Source organism: Lelliottia jeotgali (assembly GCF_977070485.1).
Genome location: NZ_CDRVFO010000002.1, coordinates 493,452 through 513,445 on the forward strand (window position 1 = coordinate 493,452; position 19,994 = coordinate 513,445).

Annotated in this window: 19 protein-coding genes; 7 read left to right on the top strand and 12 right to left on the bottom strand. The window is 60.1% G+C overall.

Annotation, left to right across the window (positions count from 1 at the left end; all coding sequences use genetic code 11):
• Window positions 1-24: 24 nt before the first annotated feature.
• Genes icmH through ACW4TB_RS04800 form a run of 10 tightly spaced genes read right to left on the bottom strand, consistent with a single transcriptional unit; the run spans window position 25 to window position 11,645 of the window.
• Window positions 25-741: a type IVB secretion system protein IcmH/DotU gene (icmH, locus tag ACW4TB_RS04755; RefSeq protein ID WP_012314362.1), complete on the bottom strand. Its 717-nt coding sequence runs from the start codon at window positions 739-741 to the stop codon at window positions 25-27.
• Complete coding sequence (gene tssK, locus ACW4TB_RS04760; RefSeq protein ID WP_279933713.1) at window positions 738-2,081, bottom strand: type VI secretion system baseplate subunit TssK; 1,344 nt, start codon at window positions 2,079-2,081, stop codon at window positions 738-740. The genes icmH and tssK overlap by 4 nt, the downstream gene beginning before the upstream one ends.
• A complete protein-coding gene (gene tssJ / locus ACW4TB_RS04765) occupies window positions 2,078-2,800 on the bottom strand; it encodes a type VI secretion system lipoprotein TssJ (protein WP_039603565.1) in 723 nt (240 codons plus the stop codon). Before tssJ ends, tssK begins: the two co-directional genes overlap by 4 nt.
• Before the next feature lie 25 nt (window positions 2,801-2,825).
• Window positions 2,826-5,423: a type VI secretion system ATPase TssH gene (gene tssH / locus ACW4TB_RS04770; RefSeq protein WP_279933714.1), complete on the bottom strand. Its 2,598-nt coding sequence runs from the start codon at window positions 5,421-5,423 to the stop codon at window positions 2,826-2,828.
• A complete protein-coding gene (gene tssG, locus ACW4TB_RS04775) occupies window positions 5,420-6,490 on the bottom strand; it encodes a type VI secretion system baseplate subunit TssG (RefSeq protein ID WP_039604485.1) in 1,071 nt (356 codons plus the stop codon). The genes tssH and tssG overlap by 4 nt, the downstream gene beginning before the upstream one ends.
• Window positions 6,454-8,274 (bottom strand): type VI secretion system baseplate subunit TssF, encoded by a 1,821-nt coding sequence (tssF, locus tag ACW4TB_RS04780; protein ID WP_279933715.1) that lies wholly within the window; start codon window positions 8,272-8,274, stop codon window positions 6,454-6,456. Before tssF ends, tssG begins: the two co-directional genes overlap by 37 nt.
• Entirely contained in the window at window positions 8,274-8,756 is a 483-nt protein-coding gene (gene tssE, locus ACW4TB_RS04785; RefSeq protein WP_012314368.1) for a type VI secretion system baseplate subunit TssE, read from the bottom strand. Before tssE ends, tssF begins: the two co-directional genes overlap by 1 nt.
• A gap of 26 nt (window positions 8,757-8,782) precedes the next feature.
• The gene (gene tssC / locus ACW4TB_RS04790) at window positions 8,783-10,285 is read right to left on the bottom strand and encodes a type VI secretion system contractile sheath large subunit (RefSeq protein WP_012314369.1); all 1,503 of its coding nucleotides are present in this window, start codon (window positions 10,283-10,285) and stop codon (window positions 8,783-8,785) included.
• A 14-nt stretch (window positions 10,286-10,299) separates the two neighbouring features.
• Window positions 10,300-10,869: a type VI secretion system contractile sheath small subunit gene (gene tssB, locus ACW4TB_RS04795; protein ID WP_196998114.1), complete on the bottom strand. Its 570-nt coding sequence runs from the start codon at window positions 10,867-10,869 to the stop codon at window positions 10,300-10,302.
• 26 nt (window positions 10,870-10,895) lie between these two features.
• On the bottom strand, window positions 10,896-11,645 hold the full coding sequence (locus tag ACW4TB_RS04800; protein WP_012314371.1) for a hypothetical protein: 750 nt from the start codon (window positions 11,643-11,645) through the stop codon (window positions 10,896-10,898).
• 605 nt (window positions 11,646-12,250) lie between these two features.
• Between ACW4TB_RS04800 and ACW4TB_RS04805 the strand changes: the two genes are divergently transcribed.
• From ACW4TB_RS04805 to ACW4TB_RS04820, 4 genes are read left to right on the top strand one after another with little or no spacing between them, the layout of a single operon-like run.
• Window positions 12,251-13,390, top strand: coding sequence for a hypothetical protein (locus tag ACW4TB_RS04805; RefSeq protein ID WP_279933716.1), 1,140 nt, complete (start codon window positions 12,251-12,253; stop codon window positions 13,388-13,390).
• Window positions 13,391-13,394: 4 nt separating this feature from the next.
• Window positions 13,395-13,631 carry a hypothetical protein gene (locus ACW4TB_RS04810; protein ID WP_279933717.1) on the top strand — a complete coding sequence of 79 codons (237 nt, stop codon included), beginning with the start codon at window positions 13,395-13,397 and terminating at the stop codon, window positions 13,629-13,631.
• A 2-nt stretch (window positions 13,632-13,633) separates the two neighbouring features.
• Window positions 13,634-14,089 carry a hypothetical protein gene (locus tag ACW4TB_RS04815; RefSeq protein ID WP_279933718.1) on the top strand — a complete coding sequence of 152 codons (456 nt, stop codon included), beginning with the start codon at window positions 13,634-13,636 and terminating at the stop codon, window positions 14,087-14,089.
• A 24-nt stretch (window positions 14,090-14,113) separates the two neighbouring features.
• The gene (locus ACW4TB_RS04820; RefSeq protein ID WP_279933719.1) at window positions 14,114-14,422 is read left to right on the top strand and encodes a contractile injection system protein, VgrG/Pvc8 family; all 309 of its coding nucleotides are present in this window, start codon (window positions 14,114-14,116) and stop codon (window positions 14,420-14,422) included.
• Window positions 14,423-14,486: 64 nt separating this feature from the next.
• Here the strand turns inward: ACW4TB_RS04820 and ACW4TB_RS04825 are convergent, their stop codons facing one another.
• Window positions 14,487-14,858 carry a hypothetical protein gene (locus ACW4TB_RS04825; RefSeq protein WP_080765816.1) on the bottom strand — a complete coding sequence of 124 codons (372 nt, stop codon included), beginning with the start codon at window positions 14,856-14,858 and terminating at the stop codon, window positions 14,487-14,489.
• A gap of 951 nt (window positions 14,859-15,809) precedes the next feature.
• Window positions 15,810-16,826 (bottom strand): hypothetical protein, encoded by a 1,017-nt coding sequence (locus ACW4TB_RS04830; protein WP_012314376.1) that lies wholly within the window; start codon window positions 16,824-16,826, stop codon window positions 15,810-15,812.
• A gap of 211 nt (window positions 16,827-17,037) precedes the next feature.
• On the opposite strand from ACW4TB_RS04830, the gene ACW4TB_RS04835 reads away from it, so the two are divergent.
• From ACW4TB_RS04835 to ACW4TB_RS04845, 3 genes are read left to right on the top strand one after another with little or no spacing between them, the layout of a single operon-like run.
• Window positions 17,038-18,891: a type VI secretion system Vgr family protein gene (locus ACW4TB_RS04835; RefSeq protein WP_039602380.1), complete on the top strand. Its 1,854-nt coding sequence runs from the start codon at window positions 17,038-17,040 to the stop codon at window positions 18,889-18,891.
• A gap of 10 nt (window positions 18,892-18,901) precedes the next feature.
• Window positions 18,902-19,486, top strand: coding sequence for a DcrB-related protein (locus ACW4TB_RS04840; protein ID WP_039602379.1), 585 nt, complete (start codon window positions 18,902-18,904; stop codon window positions 19,484-19,486).
• A 36-nt stretch (window positions 19,487-19,522) separates the two neighbouring features.
• Window positions 19,523-19,990 (top strand): DcrB-related protein, encoded by a 468-nt coding sequence (locus tag ACW4TB_RS04845; RefSeq protein WP_039602378.1) that lies wholly within the window; start codon window positions 19,523-19,525, stop codon window positions 19,988-19,990.
• Window positions 19,991-19,994: the final 4 nt, after the last annotated feature.

Here is a 19,994-nt window from a genome sequence, read left to right on the forward strand (position 1 = left end):
CTGACTCGGCTACCTGAGGTGTGCTCAGGCACTGAACAGCTGGCGGATTTGTTCGGAAAGGGCGGCGACATCCTTGTCCAGCAACCAGTCGAGCGTCAGGTACACCGCGACACAGACCAGCGCAATCAACACCAGGTACACCCACAGCGGCACTTCGTGGCGCAGCATCTGCGACACCTGGTCGGGCAGGGCCCAGTCCGGCGAGAGGGTTTTGGGCGGTTTTCGGTAGCGCGCGATGTCCTGGCCCAGGGCGTTGGCCAGGTAGCGCAGCTGGTCTTTCTGGCCGAGGCTGAACTTGCCCTCGAAGCCCAGCGCCAGGCACAGGTGGTAGACCTCCAGCACATCGAGGTTCTGTTTGACGTCGGCGCGCAACGCTTCGACCTTCTCGAAGAAGCCTTCACCGGCCAGGTGCACGCCAAAGTAGCGGAACTGCAGCGGTTGCAGCTCGAAGTGCCCGCGCAGTTCGTTGTCGCCGGAGCGCAGCACGCTTTCGTCGAGGAACGCGCACAGGGCGTATTGGGTGTCCTTGACCTGCTCGACGCTGTAGTTGGCGGCGCGGGCATCGCGCTCCAGGTTGGCGAAGAAGCGGTCGACGCTGGCTTCGAAGGCTTGTACCGACGTGACCTGGCGGCCACGGCGGACAATCAGCGCCATGCTGATGAAGTCTTGTACCAGACCCTTGAGGGTCGGTTTGTCGCTGGCGGGCGCAACGGCGCCCTGTTGCAATACGGCTTCGGTCATTTGAGCACCGCCATCAGTTCAAGCTTGAGGTTGGTAAAGGCGCTGGGCGCATAGAAGCAGATGGTCTGGGCGTTCATCATTCGCTCGTAGACATGGCCATGCGGCTCGATGGCGAAGTACTGGTTGTCCAGGCGTACCGGAATGGCGTTGGGCAACCGCGCAGCATGGTTGAGGGTGACGCCGGGCATGGCGCTGTTGACCACCACTTCGATGTCTTCCGGCGAGCCCACCTTGAACGCACGTGGCACCAGCTCCAGCAGGCTGGCACCGGGCATGTCGGCGTGTACCGAGATATAGAAGTCGGCCTCGACCAGGCGCGGGTCGCGCAGTTGCCCCTGCCAGTACGACGGCTTGGTCTGGGTGAGGTTGATGACGATGCACTGGTTGGGCACGACATTGTCGAGCATCACCCGGATCATCTCGTCCAGTTTGACCAGTGATGCCGCCGGGTCGTGGTGATCGTATTCGGGGACATCACTAAGCTGGGTGTCGAGGGTGAACGTCAACAGCCCGCCGGCAAGGTCGGCCAGGAACAGGTACAGGCGCTCGGGGTGCAGCCGCGGGTGGGCCAGCAGGTGGGCCAGTTGCGGGTGCGCACGGTTGACCGTGTTCAGCAACCAGAACAGTGTGACGTCGCTGGAGCCGAATTCGGCGATCTGGTCGGCGCGCTCACGGCGCCGGCCCGACAACGCCTTGCTCTTGGCCTGCAGGGCACCGAGCAGGCGCTTGCCGATGCCGGCCAGGGTCTCGTGGCTGCCCAGGTGCAGGGTGGGGTGGGCGAAGTGCGGGTCCAGGTTGAAGCCGCCCATGCTGTTGCGGGTGAGTTTGGCCAACGGGCAATGGCTGTAGCCATCGAGGCTGTCGCCATCGACCAGCAGCACCACATTCAGGCGCAGGCTGGTGATTTCGTTTTCCAGTTCACCTTCGTTAAGGTCCGGCAGGGTGTCGAACTGCTTGCGAAAGCGCCGCGCCGCCTTGTGCTCCTGGCCATCTTCGACATAGTTCAGGCCGAAGGGCTCGGGCAGCTTGAGTGCGGCGTAAACCTTCAGGTCGTTGGCCTTGAGCAGGTCCTTGAGGTCGCGCGCGGCCGGCAGCGGGTCGTGCTGCGGCGCGTCGTACAGGCTGCCGTCCGGAAACACCAGTTTCAGGCGCTTGAGCTGCAGCGAACCATTGGCCAGGGCATCTTCGTCCACCTGCAGCGCCTGCACGCCCCAATGGAACGGGGTGCCGCGCAGGGTGGCCTCGGCCAGCTGGTGCTGGTGGAACTCATCCTGGTATTGGAAGTGCTGGGGCAGCAGGAACATGCCTTCCGACCACATCACCCGGCTCTGCTTGCTCATTTGACGCTATCCACTAAAGAGTTGAAGGTTGAATCCATGGCATTGCTGGCCGATTTACCGGCAGCGTCGGTGGCCTTTTCGATCACGGCGTCCTGCACTTTGTCGGTGAGGGCAGACGGCGTATCGTCGGCCTTTTGCGCAGCAGCCAACTGGTCGGCGGTGGGCGGCTTGTTCAGCACATCGACGCCACGCAGGGCGCTGATTTCGGTGTTGTCCACCAGTACCCGCAGGCCATCGGACGAGAACCAGATACCGTCCTTGCGCAGCGACTCGGCATCGAATGCGACCTTCCAGCGGGCATCCTGCTCATTGCGGAAGAACGCTGCCACGCCGACATAGCGGGCGGTCTTGGCCAGCGGCCACTGGTCGGTCTGGCCGATACCCGGCAGCAGGGTGAGCTCGCGGGCTTCGACCAGCGTGTTGCCCAGGGCTTTTTCCGGTGTGTCCCAAAGCGTCTCGGCGTCGGTGGCTGCAAAGCGCTCGAGGTCGGTCAGCTGGTACACGCGCATCACCACCGACAACGGCTTGCCCTCGGCGTCGGGGTTGAGCTGGTTACCACCGTCGGAGGTCAGGATGACCTTCTCGCTGTCGGCCAGCATGTCGGCCGCCCAGCTGTCTTCCATGCGCTTGCCGATACGGTCGGTGACGCCGCAACCGGCCAGTGCCAGCAGCAGGGCTGCGACGGTCAGGCGCTTCAGGGCGGTGTGTGTGTGGTACATGACGGCTAAACCTCCGGGTACTCGTTCAGGCCAGGCGATAGGCGAAATCGCCATCGCTGCCCAGCTCGATCGTCAAGCGCTCGATCGGCGCGTCCTGGGCCATGCGCTCGAGAACGTGCTGGGCAAGCTCGGGCATCAGGGTGCGGGACAGGATGTTGTCGATGTTGCGTGCGCCGCTGTCGACCTCGGTGCAACGTGCCGCGATGGCCTTGACCAGGGCGTCGTCGTAGCTCAGCTCAGCCTGGTGGTTGCGGGCGAAACGTTTGGCGATACGCGCGAGCTTGAGGGCAACGATGCGCTCGAGGATCTGGTCCTGCACCGGGTAGAACGGCACGATGCTCAGGCGGCCGAGGAAGGCCGGTTTGAAGACGTGGTTCAGCTCGTCGCGCAGGCCTTCGACGATGGCCTCGGGGGTAGGCAGCGTCTGGGCATTCAGGCAGGTCTGCATGATGCGCTCGGTGCCGGTGTTGGACGTGAGGATGATCACCGTGTTGCGGAAGTTGATCTCGCGGCCTTCGCCGTCGTCCAGCACGCCTTTGTCGAACACCTGGAAGAACAGCTCGAGCACGTCGGGGTGGGCCTTCTCCACCTCGTCGAGCAGCACCACGCTGTAGGGCTTGCGGCGCACGGCCTCGGTCAGCACGCCGCCTTCGCCGTAACCGACGTAGCCGGGTGGCGAGCCTTTGAGGCTCGATACGGTGTGGGCCTCCTGGTACTCGGACATGTTGATGGTGATCAGGTTGCGCTCACCGCCGTACAGGGTGTCGGCCAATGCCAGCGCGGTTTCGGTCTTGCCGACGCCGCTGGGGCCCAGCAGCAGGAACACGCCGATCGGTTTGTTTGGGTCTTCCATGCGGGCGCGGGAAATCTTGATGCGCTTGCCGATTTCGTGCAGCGCGTGGTCCTGGCCCAGCACGCGTTCACCGAGCAGCGCAGGCAGGCGCTGCACGGTGTCGATCTCGTCACGCAGCATCTTGCCCAGCGGGATACCGGTCCAGCCGCTGATCACCTGGGCGATGGCGCCGGCATCGACCAAGGCGTGGACCAGGGGCTGGTCGCCCTGCACGGTGCTCAGCTCGGCGCGCAGGGCGTTGAGCTGGGCGGCGTCGGTGTCCTTGGCGCTGTCCAGGGCTTTGAGTTGCTCGACCAGGCCCAGCTCTTGCTGCCACTGGGCGCTCAGGCGCTGTTCGTGCGACTGCTCGGCCTGCAGGGCGGCCTGCAGCTCGGCCAGGCGCCGGGCATGGTCGTGGCCCTTGCCGGCTTCGTGGTCGAGCACGGCGATTTCGGCCTGCAGGTTGTCGATATGGCGGCGGCAGTCTTCCAGCGCGCCGGGTTGCGACGACTGCGCCAAGGCGATGCGTGCGCAGGCGGTATCGAGCACGCTGACCGCCTTGTCGGGCAGCTGGCGGCCGGTGATGTAGCGGTTGGACAGGCGCACGGCCTGTACCAGTGCTTCGTCCATCACCGCCACCTTGTGGTGCTCGCGCATCTTGCCGAGTAGGCCGCGCAGCATGTGGATGGCCTTGTCTTCGTCAGGCTCCTCGACCTTGACTACCTGGAAGCGACGGGCGAGGGCGGCGTCTTTTTCGAAGTACTTCTTGTATTCGGCCCAGGTGGTGGCAGCGATGGTGCGCAGCTCGCCACGGGCCAGAGCTGGCTTGAGCAGGTTGGCGGCATCGTTCTGCCCGGCCTGGCCACCGGAGCCGATCAGGGTGTGGGCTTCGTCGATGAACAGGATGATCGGGTGCAGGCTGCGCTTGACCTCTTCGATCACCGCTTTGAGGCGGTTTTCGAACTCGCCCTTGACCCCGGCACCCGCCTGCAGCAGGCCCAGGTCGAGGGTATGCACGGCGACGTCCTTGAGTGGGGCCGGCACATCGCCCTGGGCGATGCGCAAGGCCAGGCCTTCGACCACTGCGGTCTTGCCGACGCCGGCTTCGCCGGTGAGGATCGGGTTGTTCTGGCGGCGACGGGTGAGGATGTCGACCATCTGCCGCACTTCGAACTCGCGGCCAAGCACCGGGTCGATCCGGCCGTCCCGGGCGCTTTGTGTGAGGTTGACGGTGTACTGGTCCAGGGCCGGGGTCTTGCCGCCAACCTTGCCGGCGCCTGCCACTGGCGCCGAAGGGCTGGCCAGAGGGCTGGCGAGCCGGGATTCGGCACTGCCTTCGACCAGTGCGCTGAGGTTCAGGCGCAGGTCGTCGGCGTTGATCTTCTCAAGCTCCGGTGCGGAGGCGATGATCACCTGGCGCAGTTCGGCGTCGTCGAGCAATGCTTGCAACAGGTGCGCACTGCGCACCTGGCCCACACCATACTCGATCGAGGCCAGTACCCAGGCCTGCTCGATCATGCGGGTGATGTGCGGGGAGAGCGCCGGGGTGCGGGTGTTGCCCTTCTTGAAGGTACCCAGGGCGGTCACCAATTGCGCCTGCAGGCGCTCGGCGACCACGTCGTAGTGGCGCAGGATCAGCGGCAGGTCACTGTCGCTGTTGTCCAGCAACTGCAGCAGCAGGTGTTCCACCTCGACGTCGTAGTGGTGCTCCGACAGGCACAGGGCCGCCGCGCTTTCAGTGGCCGTGCGGCTGGTTTCGTTAAGCTTGGCGAACAGAGACTTCAGGTTCACAAGGCGACCCCATCGTAAGGAATGTGGAAGACGGCGCAACGCGAAGGCTCCGCGTCACGGCCAGGGCGTTTGAGCCAGCCCAGCCAGCCCAGCGCGACATTGCCGCTGCGGCCCAGTTGGGCACGGGGCACGGCCTCGCGTTTGAGCAGCGGGGCGATTTCGAAATCAAGCTCGGCGCCTACATAGAAGCGCACCAGCTCGACCAGCTTGCGGTAGTCGTCGGTCCCAGGCTGGAACCGCCGGTAATCGGCCAACGCTAAGGGGCCGAGCTCGATACGGATGCACGACTGGTAGTCCCACACGCGGTTGCCGGCCACGGCGCTGAGGCCGAGCTGGGCGTTCTTGCGGCCAAGCTGGGTGCACTGTTCGGGCTGCAGGTTCAACCAGCGGCCGGCGAACTGCCTGACCTTGATCGGCAGGGAGAAATAGAAGCCGAGCATCCGCTCCAGGTTCAGCGCGTTGCGTGGCTTCTGGCTGAGCAGCCCGGCAAAGTAGCTGAACAGCTCGCGGCGCAGCACCGGTTGCTGGCGTTCGAACTTCAGCTGCTGGGCGCGCGGGCCCAGGCCGACCAGGTTGAGCAGGTAGCCATCGAAGCCCGAGGTGCCGTTGCGCTCGTGCTCGATATGGAATTTGTACTTTTGCCAGGCTTCGTAGAACAGCGTGGTCATGCGGTGCGAGAAGATGTCGAGAAACGCATGGGCGGCATCGTCGCGGTACTGCACGTGGCGCTCGAGCAGCAGCTCGGTGTACGGGCGAGGCAATACGCCCGACGGGCCTACCAGGCCCATGAAAGTGACCTGGACTTCCGACAGCGGCAGGCCGGCCGTCGACACCTTGCCCTCACGCTCGAACTGCAGGTCGCTGACCTCGCTGGCCGGAAACGCCAGCGACAGCTGAGTGCGGAAACGCAGCGGGTCTTCGTGCGGCCGGGTTGCCAGGTCCATGCGCCCGGTGCGGCTGTAGTGCAGGCGAAGCAGACGCACCAATTGAAAGAATTCGAATCGGTGCGGCTCGGCTCTGGCTTGATCGATCAGACCAGGGGCTGATCGCCAGTACGTGCTGGCCATTGGACGACTCTCTTTTCTCGTTGTTGGGTACGCAGGGTCAGTTGGGTGAAGCTGTTCATCGAGCAGTACTGGCCAAAGAAGTGGTCCAGCACCATGCCGAACAGGAACACGCCGCTACCGGTGAACTGGCTTTCGTCGAAGGTCAGGGTGATGCCTACGCCGCGCACGAAATTCGGCCGCGGGTGGCCGATGCGCGCTACCACCGGCTCGCTGCTGATTGCCTTGATGCCATTGATCTGTTTGCGGATGGCCGAGACGTTGCGGTAGTTGTAAAGCGACAGCAGCTCGAGCAGCACTTCGCGGCCCTGGCTCACCAGCGACAGGTGGTTGAGCGACAGGTGCGCGATCAGCCGCCAGATCAGGCCTTTGCCCAGCGGGACGCGCACCGTGGCGGTGGGCTTGCGCAGGCAGCGGATGTCTTTGATCACCGAGTTGGCCGGGATGTTGAAATCACCGCGCTCGCCACCGAACGGCAGCAGCAGGGGTACATCACGGTTGCTGCAGGTCAGGCTGATGCTCAGGGTGTCGCTGGTGCCGTCGATCAGCTCCAGGTCGCGGTCGACCACGCGGATGCTCATCGCCGTGGCATCGCCCTGGTTGCGCCGGCGGGCAATCCAGAAGCTGTTGTGCGGGTCTTGCTCGCCACGCGGCTCGAAGAACGGCTGGCAGGTGCCGACGTGGTCGATGCCACCGAGCTTGCGTACGCGCCGCACCCGGTCGATCGACACCACTTCCGCCGCGTTGTGCAGGCGAATGTCCGGGGTGACCGGGTATTCGTGCTGGGTGTGGGTCAGCTTGATCGGCTCGGCCTGCTGGCGGAACAGGTTGATGATCGGCGTGCAGTTGAGCTTGAAATTGTTGCGCCCGATGTTCTGGGCCAGCCGCGCCAGGCGCTCGCTGAGGTCGTAATCGTTGAAGTAGAAGTTGATCTCGACCTGCTCGATGGCCTTGCCCTGCAGGATGCGGGCAAAACCTGAGAGGTCGAAGAACATGAATTTGTCGGGGAACGTGAAGTACTCGTGCAGCAGGCGGTAACCGAGGAACGAGCGCTCGGAGTAATCCACCAGGCCTTCGTCGCGGGCATAACCCACAGCTTTCAGGGCGTCGGCGGGCAGTGCGACTTCACGGCTGCGGCCTTCGTCCTGGAAGCTGAGTGTGGCCTTGGCGAGGTTGTTGAACAGCAGCTCGTAGAGCTGGTGCATCAGCGTTGCTTCGCCGTCGAGGAAGAAGCGCAGGCGGTCAAGCTCCATCTGGCCGAACAAGACGTCGCCGGTGGCTTGCAGGCGGATGCGCAAGCGCGCCACCAGATCGGCGCTGTGGCCGTTGAAGGCCGAGCGTTCCATCTCGGTGAACGAGGCCTGCTGCACGGCAACCGGCCACAGCTCCACCGGGTAGCAGGTGCGGAACTTGCAAACCACGCCTTCAACGGCATTGGCATGCATCTCGGTGTGCCGCGCCACGCGGTAGGCTTCGGTGACCTTCTCCTGCTTGCCAAGGCTAAGCTCGGCGATCGACATCGACGGGGTAGGGCGCAGGTAGTGCGGGTACAGCACCTCAAGGAACGACTCGACAATCTCCGGGAACTCGTCATCGAGCTTTTTGTGCACCCGCGCCGAGAGGAACGAGAACGCCTCGATCAGGCGCTCGGTATGCGGGTCCTCACAGTTGTCGCCCTCGATCAGCAGCCGCGAGGCGATTTTCGGGTACTGCGCAGCAAACTCCTGGCCGAGGAAGCGCAGGTGCGACAGTTCCTTTTCGTAGTAGGGCAGCAGTTCGTCGAGCATCAGTTGAGGTTCTGCACTTTGTATTCCTGGGTGTTGACCTGCAGCACGGCGTCAAACGACACCTGGCGGCTGATGTCCTGCAGACGCAACACGGCGTCCACGCGGAAGGTCAACATGCGATGGCCGTTCTGCTGGGCCAGCAGCTGTACGCGCACCCGGCGAAAACGCCGGTCGCCGGTACTGATCGCGCGCTCCAGCTGTTGCTGGATCAGCCGCCGGTCGTGCGGGTCGAGCACGCTGCGGCTGATGAAGTCGGGCATGCCGTATTCAAGGATGGAGCCACCGAGCTGGCTGAAACCTTCGATCTGCTCGGCGACCAGGGACTGGCGGGTATTCACCAGCACCTCCAGGTCGCGCACGATGCTGGCCTTGTATTCGGCCAGCGAGCAGGTGCGCTGCACAGCCGGCTCGGCCGACTGAAACGGACGGTCGTCCAGCAGCCGGTCGAGCAGCGAGGGCAGCAGGCGGGCCTGATTACTCATGTGTCATCCTTGAACACGCAGGCCGGTCAGCCGCGAGCGCCTTGCGGCAGCTCTGCGACCAGGCGCAGCGAAGCGGTCAGTTCGTCGAGCTGGTAGTGCGGCCGCAGGTAGGTCACGGCCTTGTACACACCTGGCTTGCCTGGTACCTCGAACACTTCGGCACGGGCTTCGCGCAGCGGGAACTTGGCTTTGGCTTCCTGGCTGGCAGTGTCGTCAAGCAGCACATAGCTGGCCAGCCACTGGTTGAGGAAACGCTCGACGTCCATGCGCGAGGCGAAGCTGCCAATCTTGTCGCGCATGATCGCCTTCATGTAGTGGGCAATGCGCGAGGTGGCGAAGATGTACTGCAGCTGCGCCGACAGGCGTGCGTTGGCATTGGCGATGTCGGTGTTGTACTGCTTCTGCTTCTGCGCCGACTGGGTGCCGAAGAACGCGGCGTAGTCGGTGCCTTTGCAGTGCACCAGCGGGATGAAGCCAAGGTCCGACAGCTCTTTTTCACGGCGGTCGGTGATGGCGATCTCAGTTGGGCATTTGAGGGCAATTTCGCCGTCATCGGTCTTGAAGGTGTGGGTTGGCAGGCCTTCTACCAGGCCGCCACCTTCTACACCGCGGATGGCCACGCACCAGCCGTAACGCGAGAAGGCATCGGTGACACGGGTACCCAGGGCGTAGGCGGCGTTCATCCACAGGTACTTGTTGTGGTCACGGCCGTCGACGCTTTCGACGAAGTTGAATTCTTCCACCGGGGTGGTATCAGGGCCATATGGCAGGCGGCCTAGCACGTGCGGCAGGGTCAGGCCGACATAGCGTGAGTCCTCCGAGGCGCGGAACGACTTCCACTTGGCGTATTCGACCGTGTCGAAGATTTTCGCCAGGTCACGCGGGCCGGACATGTCGGTGAACGAGTCCCAGCCAAACAGCTCGGGCGATGCGGCCGAGATGAATGGCGCATGGGCCGCGGCGGCCACGTGCGAGATCTCTTCGAGCAGGTACATGTCTTCGGGGTTGCGGTTGAATTCGTAGTCACCGATCAGCATGCCGAACGGGGCGCCACCGAAGGTGCCGTACTCTTCTTCGTATACCTTCTTGAACAGCGCGCTCTGGTCGAATTCGCTGGCGGCCTTGAGGTCGCGCACCAGGTCCTTCTTCGAGGCGTTGAGCAGGTGGATCTTCAGCGTGGTGCTGGTTTCGGTCTGGTCGACCTGATACTTCAGACCGCGCCACGAGGCTTCCAGCTGCTGGAATTCGCGGGCGTGCATGATCTCGTTCATCTGCTCGGAGAGCATCGAGTCGATCTCGGCGATGCGCGCGTCCAGCACAGCGATCAGGTCCTTGCTCGGGGTCATCTCGCCCTCGAGCACCTGGTTGACCAGCTCACCGATCAGGTCACGGGTGCGGTTGCGCTCGGTGTCGGAGCGGGCCACACGGCTTTGCGAAATGATGCTGTCGAGCAGCGAGGCCTGCGGGGCGAAGGTTTCCACCTCGACCAGGTCGGTGTCCTGTTGTGGCAGTGTTTGCTTGTCGGTCATCGTCTGGCTCCTGCTTACTCTTTGCCATCGGCGGCGGGTACGGCGGCTTCGCGACCGAATTCCTTGCCCAGGGTTTTCAGCTTCTCGGTGTTCTGCAGCACGTCCATCAGCAACTCTTCGAGCTTGTCGTTGCCGCCCATCTTGTTACGCAGGTCGGCCAGCTTGTTGCGCACTTCCAAAAGCTTGCGCAGTGGCTCGACTTGCTTCACCACGTTCTGTGGCTCGAAGTCTTCCATGCTGTTGAAGTTCAGCTCCACGCCCAGCTGGGTGCCGTTTTTGGCCAGGGTGTTGTCGACGCGGTAGGTCAGGCGCGGCTTGATGCCTTTGAGCACGCCGTTGAAGTTGTCGCGGTCGATGAAGACGAACTTGCGGTCCTTGAGCTTGGGCAAGGGCTCCAGCGGGTTGCCGGAAAAATCGCCCAGCACGCCAACGACAAAGGGCAGCTCCTTTTTCTCGATCGCATCACCGATGTCCACGTCGTAAGTGATGTGAACCCGCGGCGCGCGAACGCGGTCGAGTTTGTGCTGGGTACTTTCCTTCTTCGCCATCGTGTTCTCCAGTGCGAGCAATTCGCTGCGAATCATGGCGCGGCCCGGCGGGGGCCTGCGCGTTACAGTCCTTCGATCGTCAGCAGCAGGCGCTGACGGATTTCGTCGTTCATTTCCAGAATGTTGTCGCGGCCCACCAGCTCTTCGAAACTGGTGTTGCCGGCAATTTGCGTGCTGCTACGGATGACCGAATCGTCGGGAAGTTCCGAACGCACCGGCGAGCTGATGACGCAGAAGGGCAGGTCACCCATGCCCTTGAGGCGTTCGAAGCTCAAGCCAAAGCGCAGGCCTTCGAACAGGCGGCCAAGGCCAGGCGACTTGCTCAGGCAGTAGAACAGCACCAGGTAGTGCACCACGAAGCGGTACAGCTCGGCGCTGCTGCGGTTGGGGTCGTGGATGACATTGCGAAAGCGCGCCAGCTCGAAGCCCTGAAAGCCCACGACCCAGCGCACTGGGCTGGTGATGCGGATGACCTGGCCGCTGGGGACCAGGGCCTTGTCGTATTCCAGGGGGAACAGTTCGGGGGTGGTGCTGATGAGGTTGAGCGGCACTTCCAGCTCGCTGACCAGCTGGAAGGGCGCGGCCGAGCCGATGCGCTCGTAGAGTTCGATAAGCGACTGGAAGTGGCCCTGGGTTTCGCGCCCGCTGCTGCGTTGCGCCCCCTGCAGGTATTCACCGAACAGCGTTTGCGGACGGATCAGCGGCGCCGCGGTGGCGAGGTAATCGGCCGCCTGCGCCTTGAGCGCATCGGAGATTGCCCGCGTTTGGCTACGCAGCTTGATCAGTGCTTCGACATCAAACGTCTGTGTCATCGGTACATCGTCCATGAGCCTTTTTGAATCGTCCTGATACGCCGCTGGCGTGGACTGGAAACTCGGTACTGGCACATGAATATCGTGTTGCCAGTAATGCCGTGTAGGGCACCCCGCGTTGGAAGAAGTTCCTGCGGCGGCCGCGATTTTTTCGTTGTTTGTGACGCGGCGCAATGATGTCGCATTGATATCGAGCAGCGGTTTTGGGTGCGTAAAATCAGGGCTTGGGCCCGTGGGGAAGGGGTTTGAGGCGTGGGAAAACAGCTGAAAAAGAGATTGGAAAATATTTTTCAAAAGGTGAAGCAGGTCGCATTTCTGGTTGGGTCGGGCGGTAATGCAGGGGCTTTACGGCGGGCCTTTCAATGATGGCAATGCGACGGAATACGCCGCATACAGCGGCGGATGGAGTGGGTTCAAGATCCAGGAGCCGGCATATTTGAGCTGCGTGTTTGACAGGGTGACTGGCACGGGCTGCGCCCGTGATCGCCGGCAAGCCGGCTCCCACAGGAGGAGAGGTGTGGGCTTTGGATATTTGACTCAGGCCGCTATTGGCACGCTGGTCGCAATCGCCTGAGCGTCATGAGCTCCGACGATTGTGGCAACGCTTGCCCGACTCTTTTTCCAGTACTGATGAGATTGGTGCAAGTGCATGGAGCTTTATCTTCAAACAGGCGCCCACGCTGCCATCATTTGTCTTCATGCACACGCCCCTCAGCGAGCAGCTGGAGTGTTGTGTGAACAGATTTTACCCCTGCACCGCAGCCGATTCGATGGGCCTTGGCGGGCAAGATGGCCTGCTGGGGCAGGGCGATTTGCCTTGGCCGAGCGTCGTTGCTGCGCGGAGCTACAGTCGTCTTGATATCGGCGAAATCTACTATGCCGATGACATTAGCGCCGCGGAACTTCTTATCGCCGAATTGAAGTCCTCTGATGCCGAATTGGGAGCAGAACAGGCGGAGGAATATGCACTACTTCTACGAAACCTGATCAGCAAGATACAAACATCGGCCCAGTACACCAGAGACCAGGTCGTATCTATCCAAGAAAAGGCCGCGTCGATTCCACTGGTGGGTTCGCTGTTGTTCGGTGCTGCGAACTTGCCCGGTACGCTTGCCAATGTGGGGACCTTGGTCCATGCCGGTTCGAAGTCCACAAGAGTGGAAAATCTGCTGGACATCACAGAGGCAACCCGAAAGAAGTTGAAGAAATGGGCCGCGACCCGCGGAAAGCCCAACAGTGTATCTGCCTCCCGTGCTTTCAAGGGGCGGTTGAAGCTCGTGCGAGTTGGCGGAAACTTGTATTTTGAAATCCCAGCTAACACTCGGGCCAGTATCTACAGGATCCCGCGGCCCGTGGGTGGCAGCCATGCCCATGCTCCCGCATTCAACTCAGCTAAGGCCTTGCGGTCCATGGCACATGTGGATAATGCAGCATATGGGAGCCGAGGGGTTGGAAAGGTGCTTACGGGGAAGGTATCAGGCGGAATATTGGCGTTCGGCATGCAGGCCGTGGTGGACTGGAGTACTTCGACCAGTTTCAAAGACTTCGTGGTAAAGTCCGCGTACAGCCAACCCACCAACGCCCTGGTGTTTGCCGCTGGTTTGGCTATCGGAGCGGGGTCGGCACCAGCCGTCGTAGTTATCACTTTGTCTTTGTTTGCGGGCTTAGCAATACAATTGTTTATGAGTGACGATGCAACGGGTTGGGGGACCGACCTCGGCAATTTCCTGACGGGCAAAGAATAGAATTATGTTTACTACTGAACGTTTTTTTACCAAGATTTGGGCTGCTTGGTTTTTGATGGTTATGCTCTCCGTATTTCTCGCTGGCGTAGGACCAAAACTACTTACTATTCCAGCGGCTATCGCAGTCGTATTGATGACTTTATGGTGTGTTGAGTGTGCTTATCGTACCGAGCGCTTCGTTAATTACGCTAACCTTCGCCTGTTCTACAATTTGGCAATTGCTCCGTTTTCGCAACGGTGACGATGGTTGCCATTGCCTACAAAAAAATGAAGTTGGATGCAGCGACTTCGCTTGTTCTTGGTTTGGCTCCCGTCGTGCTGGCGCTGGTGGCGTACGGATTGGCATATTACTGGCGTAGCAAGAGTAGCGTGTTGCAATTCAAGGGTAATCGCGTCGAGTCCAACGAACCGCCGCAAAGTGTTCAATGGTGGCAGGCGGGAGTATCGGCTGCGTTGAGTGGCCTGGCTTACCCATTGATGAAAATTAATGATGTACCTATGACCGGATTGGTCTATGCATTTGTTTTTATTTCCCTATTTATGATTTTTTACAATCGTGACAAGATTTCGGCGCTCAAAGAGCTGAAGGCGCGGGAGGTGCGGGAGAATCGTCGTTATACTTTCATGGATATAGAGGGTCTTCAGAGCATGCGCGCCGCGTCCTGGCTAGGTCGGCTATTTGCAGTGAGGACTCGGTGATGATTTTTTTACAGGGAGTAATCAATGTTAACCGACGTCCTTTCCATGCTGGCTCCTCAGAACAGGCGTCTGTTCAAACTCAACTTATTGTCGCATAGTGCCAACGACGAGTTTTTGCTAGAGCACTTCTCTGGTAATGAAGCCTTGTCCAAGCTCTATGAGTTCGATCTCGGACTGCTTAGCCATCAGAGCGGTGTGAAGCTCAAGTCCCTCATTGGCGCCCCGGCCACCGTTGAGATCGAACTGGCGGATGGGTCATTCATTGCAGCACGCTACTTTTGCCAGGCCGGTAATATGCCAATCCGTACGCCACCAACGCCAGCGCGGTGGTAGCCAAGCCAAGAGCAAGTGCGGGCCCTGCATCCAGGCAATCGTGCCCGAGGGCCTCAGACCGTCGCTACTCGTCCATGTTTATGCAAAGTTTTTTGCCGTCTATATTTTTGCAGGGCCATCGATTTTCGGTATAGCTGTCCGGTTTAAAACAAAAGCCGGGATGGTTTACCCAGTACGTCTGCCATGCCGATCCCGATTTTCTGAGTTGCGGGCAGGTTGTATAGTCTAATGCGTTGAGTGCAATTGTCGTGCTGATAGCAGTGAGTGGTGCAAGGCCTATGAGTGAATAGACTGAGGCCTTCATCAGGCCTGTCTGAAGTTTCGCAAGCGCGGATTTTTCCGGTGGATCAAATCGTTTGCCTGTCCATATGGCGAATGCGCTGGCTACTGTACAGGCAAGCATAACGGGTGGTGCCATGATGAGGCCGAAAGCCATGTATGGGACCTCGATGGCCGAGGCGCGACGCCACATTTGTCCATATATTGGCAGGGCATGTGCAATCAACCAGTACGTAGCGAATACCCCTACTGTCGCACAGAGCAAAAGTGTCAAGGCAGCGAGCAGTCTGAATTTAAAAGAGGCAAATGCCGGGCTGTTAGAATTCATTTCCAATGCTCAGAGCTTGGGAAGGATCATGGTCAGATCAGCGAGAGTCAGCGCTTGGCCATTGCGCCTGAAGCTAGGCGAGTGGGTCGACTATACGAGTACGGCGCTTTGCTTGGCAGCGACCTGCGATGACGAGTACAGGCCCGATTATGCGGTGCGCGAACTGTTCTTGCACAGAGCATTAGCCCTCCGGAGCTTCGTAGCCCATCTCCAGAATTAGTTACCGACCCTCAAATTGTACGCATACATTTTTATCCCCGATACGCTTGCATGGTTGGTTGTCGTCAGTGTAGGAGTCAGGTTTGAAGCAGTACCGCGCATCGTTCACCCAATACACTTTCCACGCCGACCCGGAGATCAGCAATTTTTGACATGGCGTGTATCCCTTCGCCCATAAGCCTAGCGTTACAAGTATCGCCAATGCCGGGGCTATACAAATCATTGACCATAGTGTCAATTTATAAGATTGATACTGGAATCGGTAAAGGCGAGAGTTGATGGGCGGGTCAAATTTTTTGGCGCGCCAGCATGCGTAAGCGGAGGTTATGATAAGTATGGGGCTAACAGTGCACATGGCAATGAGCATAAACCCCAAATAAGGCGTGACTACAATGGGTGTATCTGTAAACAGACTGCCGAATAACGGCAGTATGTCGCTTGCAAGCCAGCGGGCCGAAAGGAAGCCTAAAGCGGCAGTCAATAGGCAGGTAATAAAAGCCACGAGGCGGAAAATATAGGGTGAGCGCTCGTGAAATTCATAGGGGCGATGTGTGGTCATTGTTAGAACTTTGGTAGATTGAAAGTCGGGAGGGAGGGCATGGACGGTAGCTCAGGCAAAGACGGCCACCCCGGTAAATTGAGGTCTCCAGGTTGCAATTTTCGAAGTGCCCAGCGCTTGGCCTCGCTATAGAGGTTCTCCGCAATCTCACCAACAATGTTGGTGACGGTTTCCTCTGCGTATTTTTGCATGTCCTCAACGCTGATGCGGCTGGCCTGCTGCTGTAAATATTGAATATTATCCACGGCGTAGCGGAGGCCGGCTTTAACAGAATTTTTTATCCCGTATTCGGTGTCGAGTACGTTAAGCCCCCAGCCCACTGCGAACACCACAGCCGCACCCGCGATCACCGGTGCGGCGGCGAAAGTGGCCATTGTGCCAAGGGCCAGTCCAACGGCATATCCCACTGCTGTTGCGATCCCTGCTTTGACCAACTCCACCCCGATACCACCAAACAAGTCACTCATCACGTGCTCGTCGCCAAACACCCACTCCGCCACTTCGATACCGACGGCAACATAGCAGGAGAGCCTGAGCGCCTTGAGGGAGGAACCGCGAACACCGTATTTGCCGATGCCCATGCTGATCAGTTTCGCGTTCTGAATACCATAGCGCGGCGCATTGAGCGTTTTGCGCAATCCAGGGTAACCCGTGATGATCACGTACTGCTTACCCTTGTACACGGTGTGGCGCACCTTGGTGAGTAAGCCACCCATATCTCTAACGAAAGAAGCCGCATTGCGTGCATCCCAGGCGGCCATGGCTGCGGGAACGCCCCATGTGGTATTGACAAACGTGTGAGGCAGCCCGTTGTAGGCTGACTTGACGCTTTGCCCGATGCCGCTCAGCAGGTCGCCCTGTGTGCGAGTGCATACCTGCGGAGGCTGTGTCACGGCGTGTGCTTGTTGTGTGGAGCGGGCCTGAGCCTGGAAAGCTTCTATCGGCATCATCACCACTTCCATGTGGTTAGAATCCATCTCCCGGTCAAGTTGGCTGAGTTGGCTTTCACTCACGCTCATCGCGGTTCTCCCTGAAAAATTCGCTATGTGCTGCCTCATGGCTAAGCGCAGGGAGCCTACACCCCAGACGTGAGCGAGAGCAAACTGATGGTCATGATCTTATGTGGTTTCAGCTTTGGCGAAAGGGAGATGGCTTAATGGCATCATTTGACAGCACCAGCGAACCACGTTTTCATTGGTAGATTTCCAGCTTGATGCAGGATGCATTGAAATGATTACGGACGCCCTCGAGTCGATGCTCACGCAGAATAAACGCCTGTTCACTTTCGACTCACCTCTGCCTCCCGAACAAGAGCTTCAACTGCTTAGCTTCAGCGGCCGCGAGGCGATTTCGGAACTGTTCAGCTTCCAGGCAGAACTCATCTCCCAGGATGCTCGGATCGAGCTCAAGAAACTCATTGGCAAGAAGGTAACTGTAGGCATCGCGCTTGCCGATGGGAGCACCAGATACCTCAGTGCGCATGTTTCTGACTTCGTGCATACCGGTGCCGATGGGGGCGTTGCTAACTACAGCGCAGAGCTCGTGCCGTGGATCTGGATTCTCAGCCGTCGCCGTGATTCGCGCATCTTCCAAGACAAGACCACCGAGCAGATCGTCAAGGAAGTCTTCGATTACTACCTGACCTTGGCCGACCACGAATTCCGCCTGAGCCAACCGCTCAAACCGATCAGCTACTGTACGCAGTATCAGGAATCTGACCTGAATTTCGTGCTGCGTATGCTTGAGCAGGAAGGGCTGTTCTTTACCTTCGAGCATTCTAAGGAAGGTCATCGCATGATTATCAGCGATGACAGCAGCATCCTTCCGCAGCTGGAGCGTCAGCCGCTGATCCGTTACCACAGTGCTTCGGTTACCGAAACTGCAGATTCGATCACCGCCTGGTCTTCGGCGCGGCGGATGCAGCCAACGCGCTTGGCTCTAAAGTCGTTCGACTACAAGCAGCCTGCCAACCCGCATTTGGTACAGCTCAATTCCGTCAACCAGCAGGGCGAGGTCGGCCAGTACGAAGTCTTCGAATACGAAGGCCTTTACGGTTACGCCGATTCAGACGAGGGCCTGCGCAAGGCTCGGCGTCGGCTGGAGGCAATAGAGGTGGACGGCAAGACATTCCATGGCAAGAGCAATTGCCGCGCCATGGAGCCGGGTCGTTACTTCGAGCTTAGCCAGCATTACGATCACGACAACGACACTCCGGACGATCGCCAGTTTCTTCTGCTGTCCGTCACTCACTGGGGGCGTAACAATTACGCCAATGACGGTGAAGCAGGGTATGGGAACAGCTTTACCTGTATCCGTCGCAAAATTCCGTTCCGCCCCTCATTGAGCACGCCTAGGGCAGGCATCTCCGGGCCCCAAACAGCCATTGTCGTCGGCCCGCCCGGCGAAGAGATCTATACCGACGAACTGGGGCGGGTGAAGTTGCAGTTCCACTGGGACCGCAACGGCGAGTTCAACGACCAGAGTTCCTGCTGGGTACGCGTCGCCCAGTCCGGTGCCAGCGGCGGCTTCGGCAGCATTTTGATCCCCCGCGTCGGCGACGAAGTGGTGGTGGTGTTCCTCGACGGCAATCCCGACCGCCCGCTGATCATGGGTAGCCTGTACAACAGCAGCAACACCCCGCCCTGGTCGTTGCCGGCGAACAAGACCCAGAGTGGCTTCCTGACCCGCTCGATGAAAGGCGACGGCGGTACCGCGAACTTCTTCCGCTTTGAAGACAAGGCCGGCGCCGAGCAGATCATCATGCACGCCGAGCGCAACATGGACACCGAGATCGAGCTGGATGAGACCCATGATGTAGGGAACAACCGGACGATCACGGTGGGGGGCGCACACACTGAGACCATCAAGGACAACACGGTGGTCAACGTCAAGGAAGGGTCATACACCCTGCAGGTAGATAACCAGTTCATTCAGGTGGGCGCCAAGCAGCACATCATCCTCCAGGTAGGGGAAAGCAGCATCAAGTTGACGCCGGAAGGCATAGAAATCAAAGGCAAGGTCATTACCACGACCAGTACCGATACCACGCAGATCACCGGCGCGGCAGTGCGGATCAACGACTGAGGGCTGGCCGATGTACAAACCCTCCATCTACGACCGCATTTCTGCCAAGCGTGAAGCGCAGCAAGAGGCCGCGCGCCTCGCCGAGCTGGCCGAGCTTGCGGCCAACCCTGAGCCAGTGCCAGAGCCCGAACCGGTGCCTGTCGCCTTGCAGGACGTTACCAGCAGCTTCACCTTCGGTGGCTTCAATCTGGCGTTCCCGACGGCTTATCGATTCCGTGATATCCAGACCACCCTCGAGCATGAAGGTGAACCGGTCACGCTCAACATTCGCCGCCGTGATGTGCGGGCCAGGCAAACCCTGGAGCAACTGTTCGACGCCGCGATCCAGGCCTTGCGCGAAATGAACCCGCAGTTGCGGGTGATTCGCCAGCAAGATTGCCGCGTCGCGGGTAACCCGGCCAAGGCCGTGGACTTTCATTTCAACGCTGGGCACGAAACCCGGCACGGTCGCCTGGTGGGGGCGCTGGTACCTGTTACCGGCAGCGACAATCTGCAATGGCTGGACATTTCTTGCGTGATCGACCCGACCAAGCCTGGCCTGAGCCTGTGGCTCGCCGACTTTGACCGCATGCTCGATGGCCTGGCACTGCGCTGACCCATCCCCAATTTTGCTATCAGGAATTTTTATCGCATGGACTATGAGTTGCAAGAAGGCGGGATCTCGCTGCCGGACGGGTTTGATGACCGCACTGTAAACATGTTCGTTCTCGGTGCCAGTGTGCCAGCGCCCTTGAGCATCACCATTTCGCGCGACACGCTGTTGCCCGACGAAGCACTGCAGGCTTACGTCGATCGACAGATCAAGATGCTCACGTCCAAGCTGCGCGGATACACGCGCATGGGCAACAAAGCCGTTGCGCTGTCGACCACCGCACCTATCCCAGGCATCCAGATCGACGCTTACTACATGAACCAGGGCCGCCCGCTGTATCAGCGCCAGGCAGCCTTCCTGATCAGCCCCGGGCGTGCGCTGATCTTCTCGACCACCGCACAGGCAGATTTCAGCCCTCAGCAGAACGAGGACTGGGCAAACCTGCTGGCCAGCTTCACCCCGCGCAACCCCGTCGTGACCAGCGCCGAGCCCGGCGAGCAGGAGTAACCCC

Coding starts and splice junctions, on each gene's coding strand:
- tssK (WP_279933713.1), bottom strand. CDS start 2,081: ATGAGCAAGCAGAGCCGGGTGATGTGGTCGGAAGGCATGTTCCTGCTG.
- tssB (WP_196998114.1), bottom strand. CDS start 10,869: ATGATTCGCAGCGAATTGCTCGCACTGGAGAACACGATGGCGAAGAAG.
- tssE (WP_012314368.1), bottom strand. CDS start 8,756: ATGAGTAATCAGGCCCGCCTGCTGCCCTCGCTGCTCGACCGGCTGCTG.
- tssF (WP_279933715.1), bottom strand. CDS start 8,274: ATGCTCGACGAACTGCTGCCCTACTACGAAAAGGAACTGTCGCACCTG.
- icmH (WP_012314362.1), bottom strand. CDS start 741: ATGACCGAAGCCGTATTGCAACAGGGCGCCGTTGCGCCCGCCAGCGAC.
- tssJ (WP_039603565.1), bottom strand. CDS start 2,800: ATGTACCACACACACACCGCCCTGAAGCGCCTGACCGTCGCAGCCCTG.
- tssG (WP_039604485.1), bottom strand. CDS start 6,490: ATGGCCAGCACGTACTGGCGATCAGCCCCTGGTCTGATCGATCAAGCC.
- ACW4TB_RS04840 (WP_039602379.1), top strand. CDS start 18,902: ATGTACAAACCCTCCATCTACGACCGCATTTCTGCCAAGCGTGAAGCG.
- ACW4TB_RS04825 (WP_080765816.1), bottom strand. CDS start 14,858: ATGGCTTTCGGCCTCATCATGGCACCACCCGTTATGCTTGCCTGTACA.
- ACW4TB_RS04815 (WP_279933718.1), top strand. CDS start 13,634: ATGGTTGCCATTGCCTACAAAAAAATGAAGTTGGATGCAGCGACTTCG.
- ACW4TB_RS04845 (WP_039602378.1), top strand. CDS start 19,523: ATGGACTATGAGTTGCAAGAAGGCGGGATCTCGCTGCCGGACGGGTTT.
- ACW4TB_RS04800 (WP_012314371.1), bottom strand. CDS start 11,645: ATGACACAGACGTTTGATGTCGAAGCACTGATCAAGCTGCGTAGCCAA.
- ACW4TB_RS04835 (WP_039602380.1), top strand. CDS start 17,038: ATGATTACGGACGCCCTCGAGTCGATGCTCACGCAGAATAAACGCCTG.
- ACW4TB_RS04810 (WP_279933717.1), top strand. CDS start 13,395: ATGTTTACTACTGAACGTTTTTTTACCAAGATTTGGGCTGCTTGGTTT.
- ACW4TB_RS04820 (WP_279933719.1), top strand. CDS start 14,114: ATGTTAACCGACGTCCTTTCCATGCTGGCTCCTCAGAACAGGCGTCTG.
- tssC (WP_012314369.1), bottom strand. CDS start 10,285: ATGACCGACAAGCAAACACTGCCACAACAGGACACCGACCTGGTCGAG.
- ACW4TB_RS04830 (WP_012314376.1), bottom strand. CDS start 16,826: ATGAGCGTGAGTGAAAGCCAACTCAGCCAACTTGACCGGGAGATGGAT.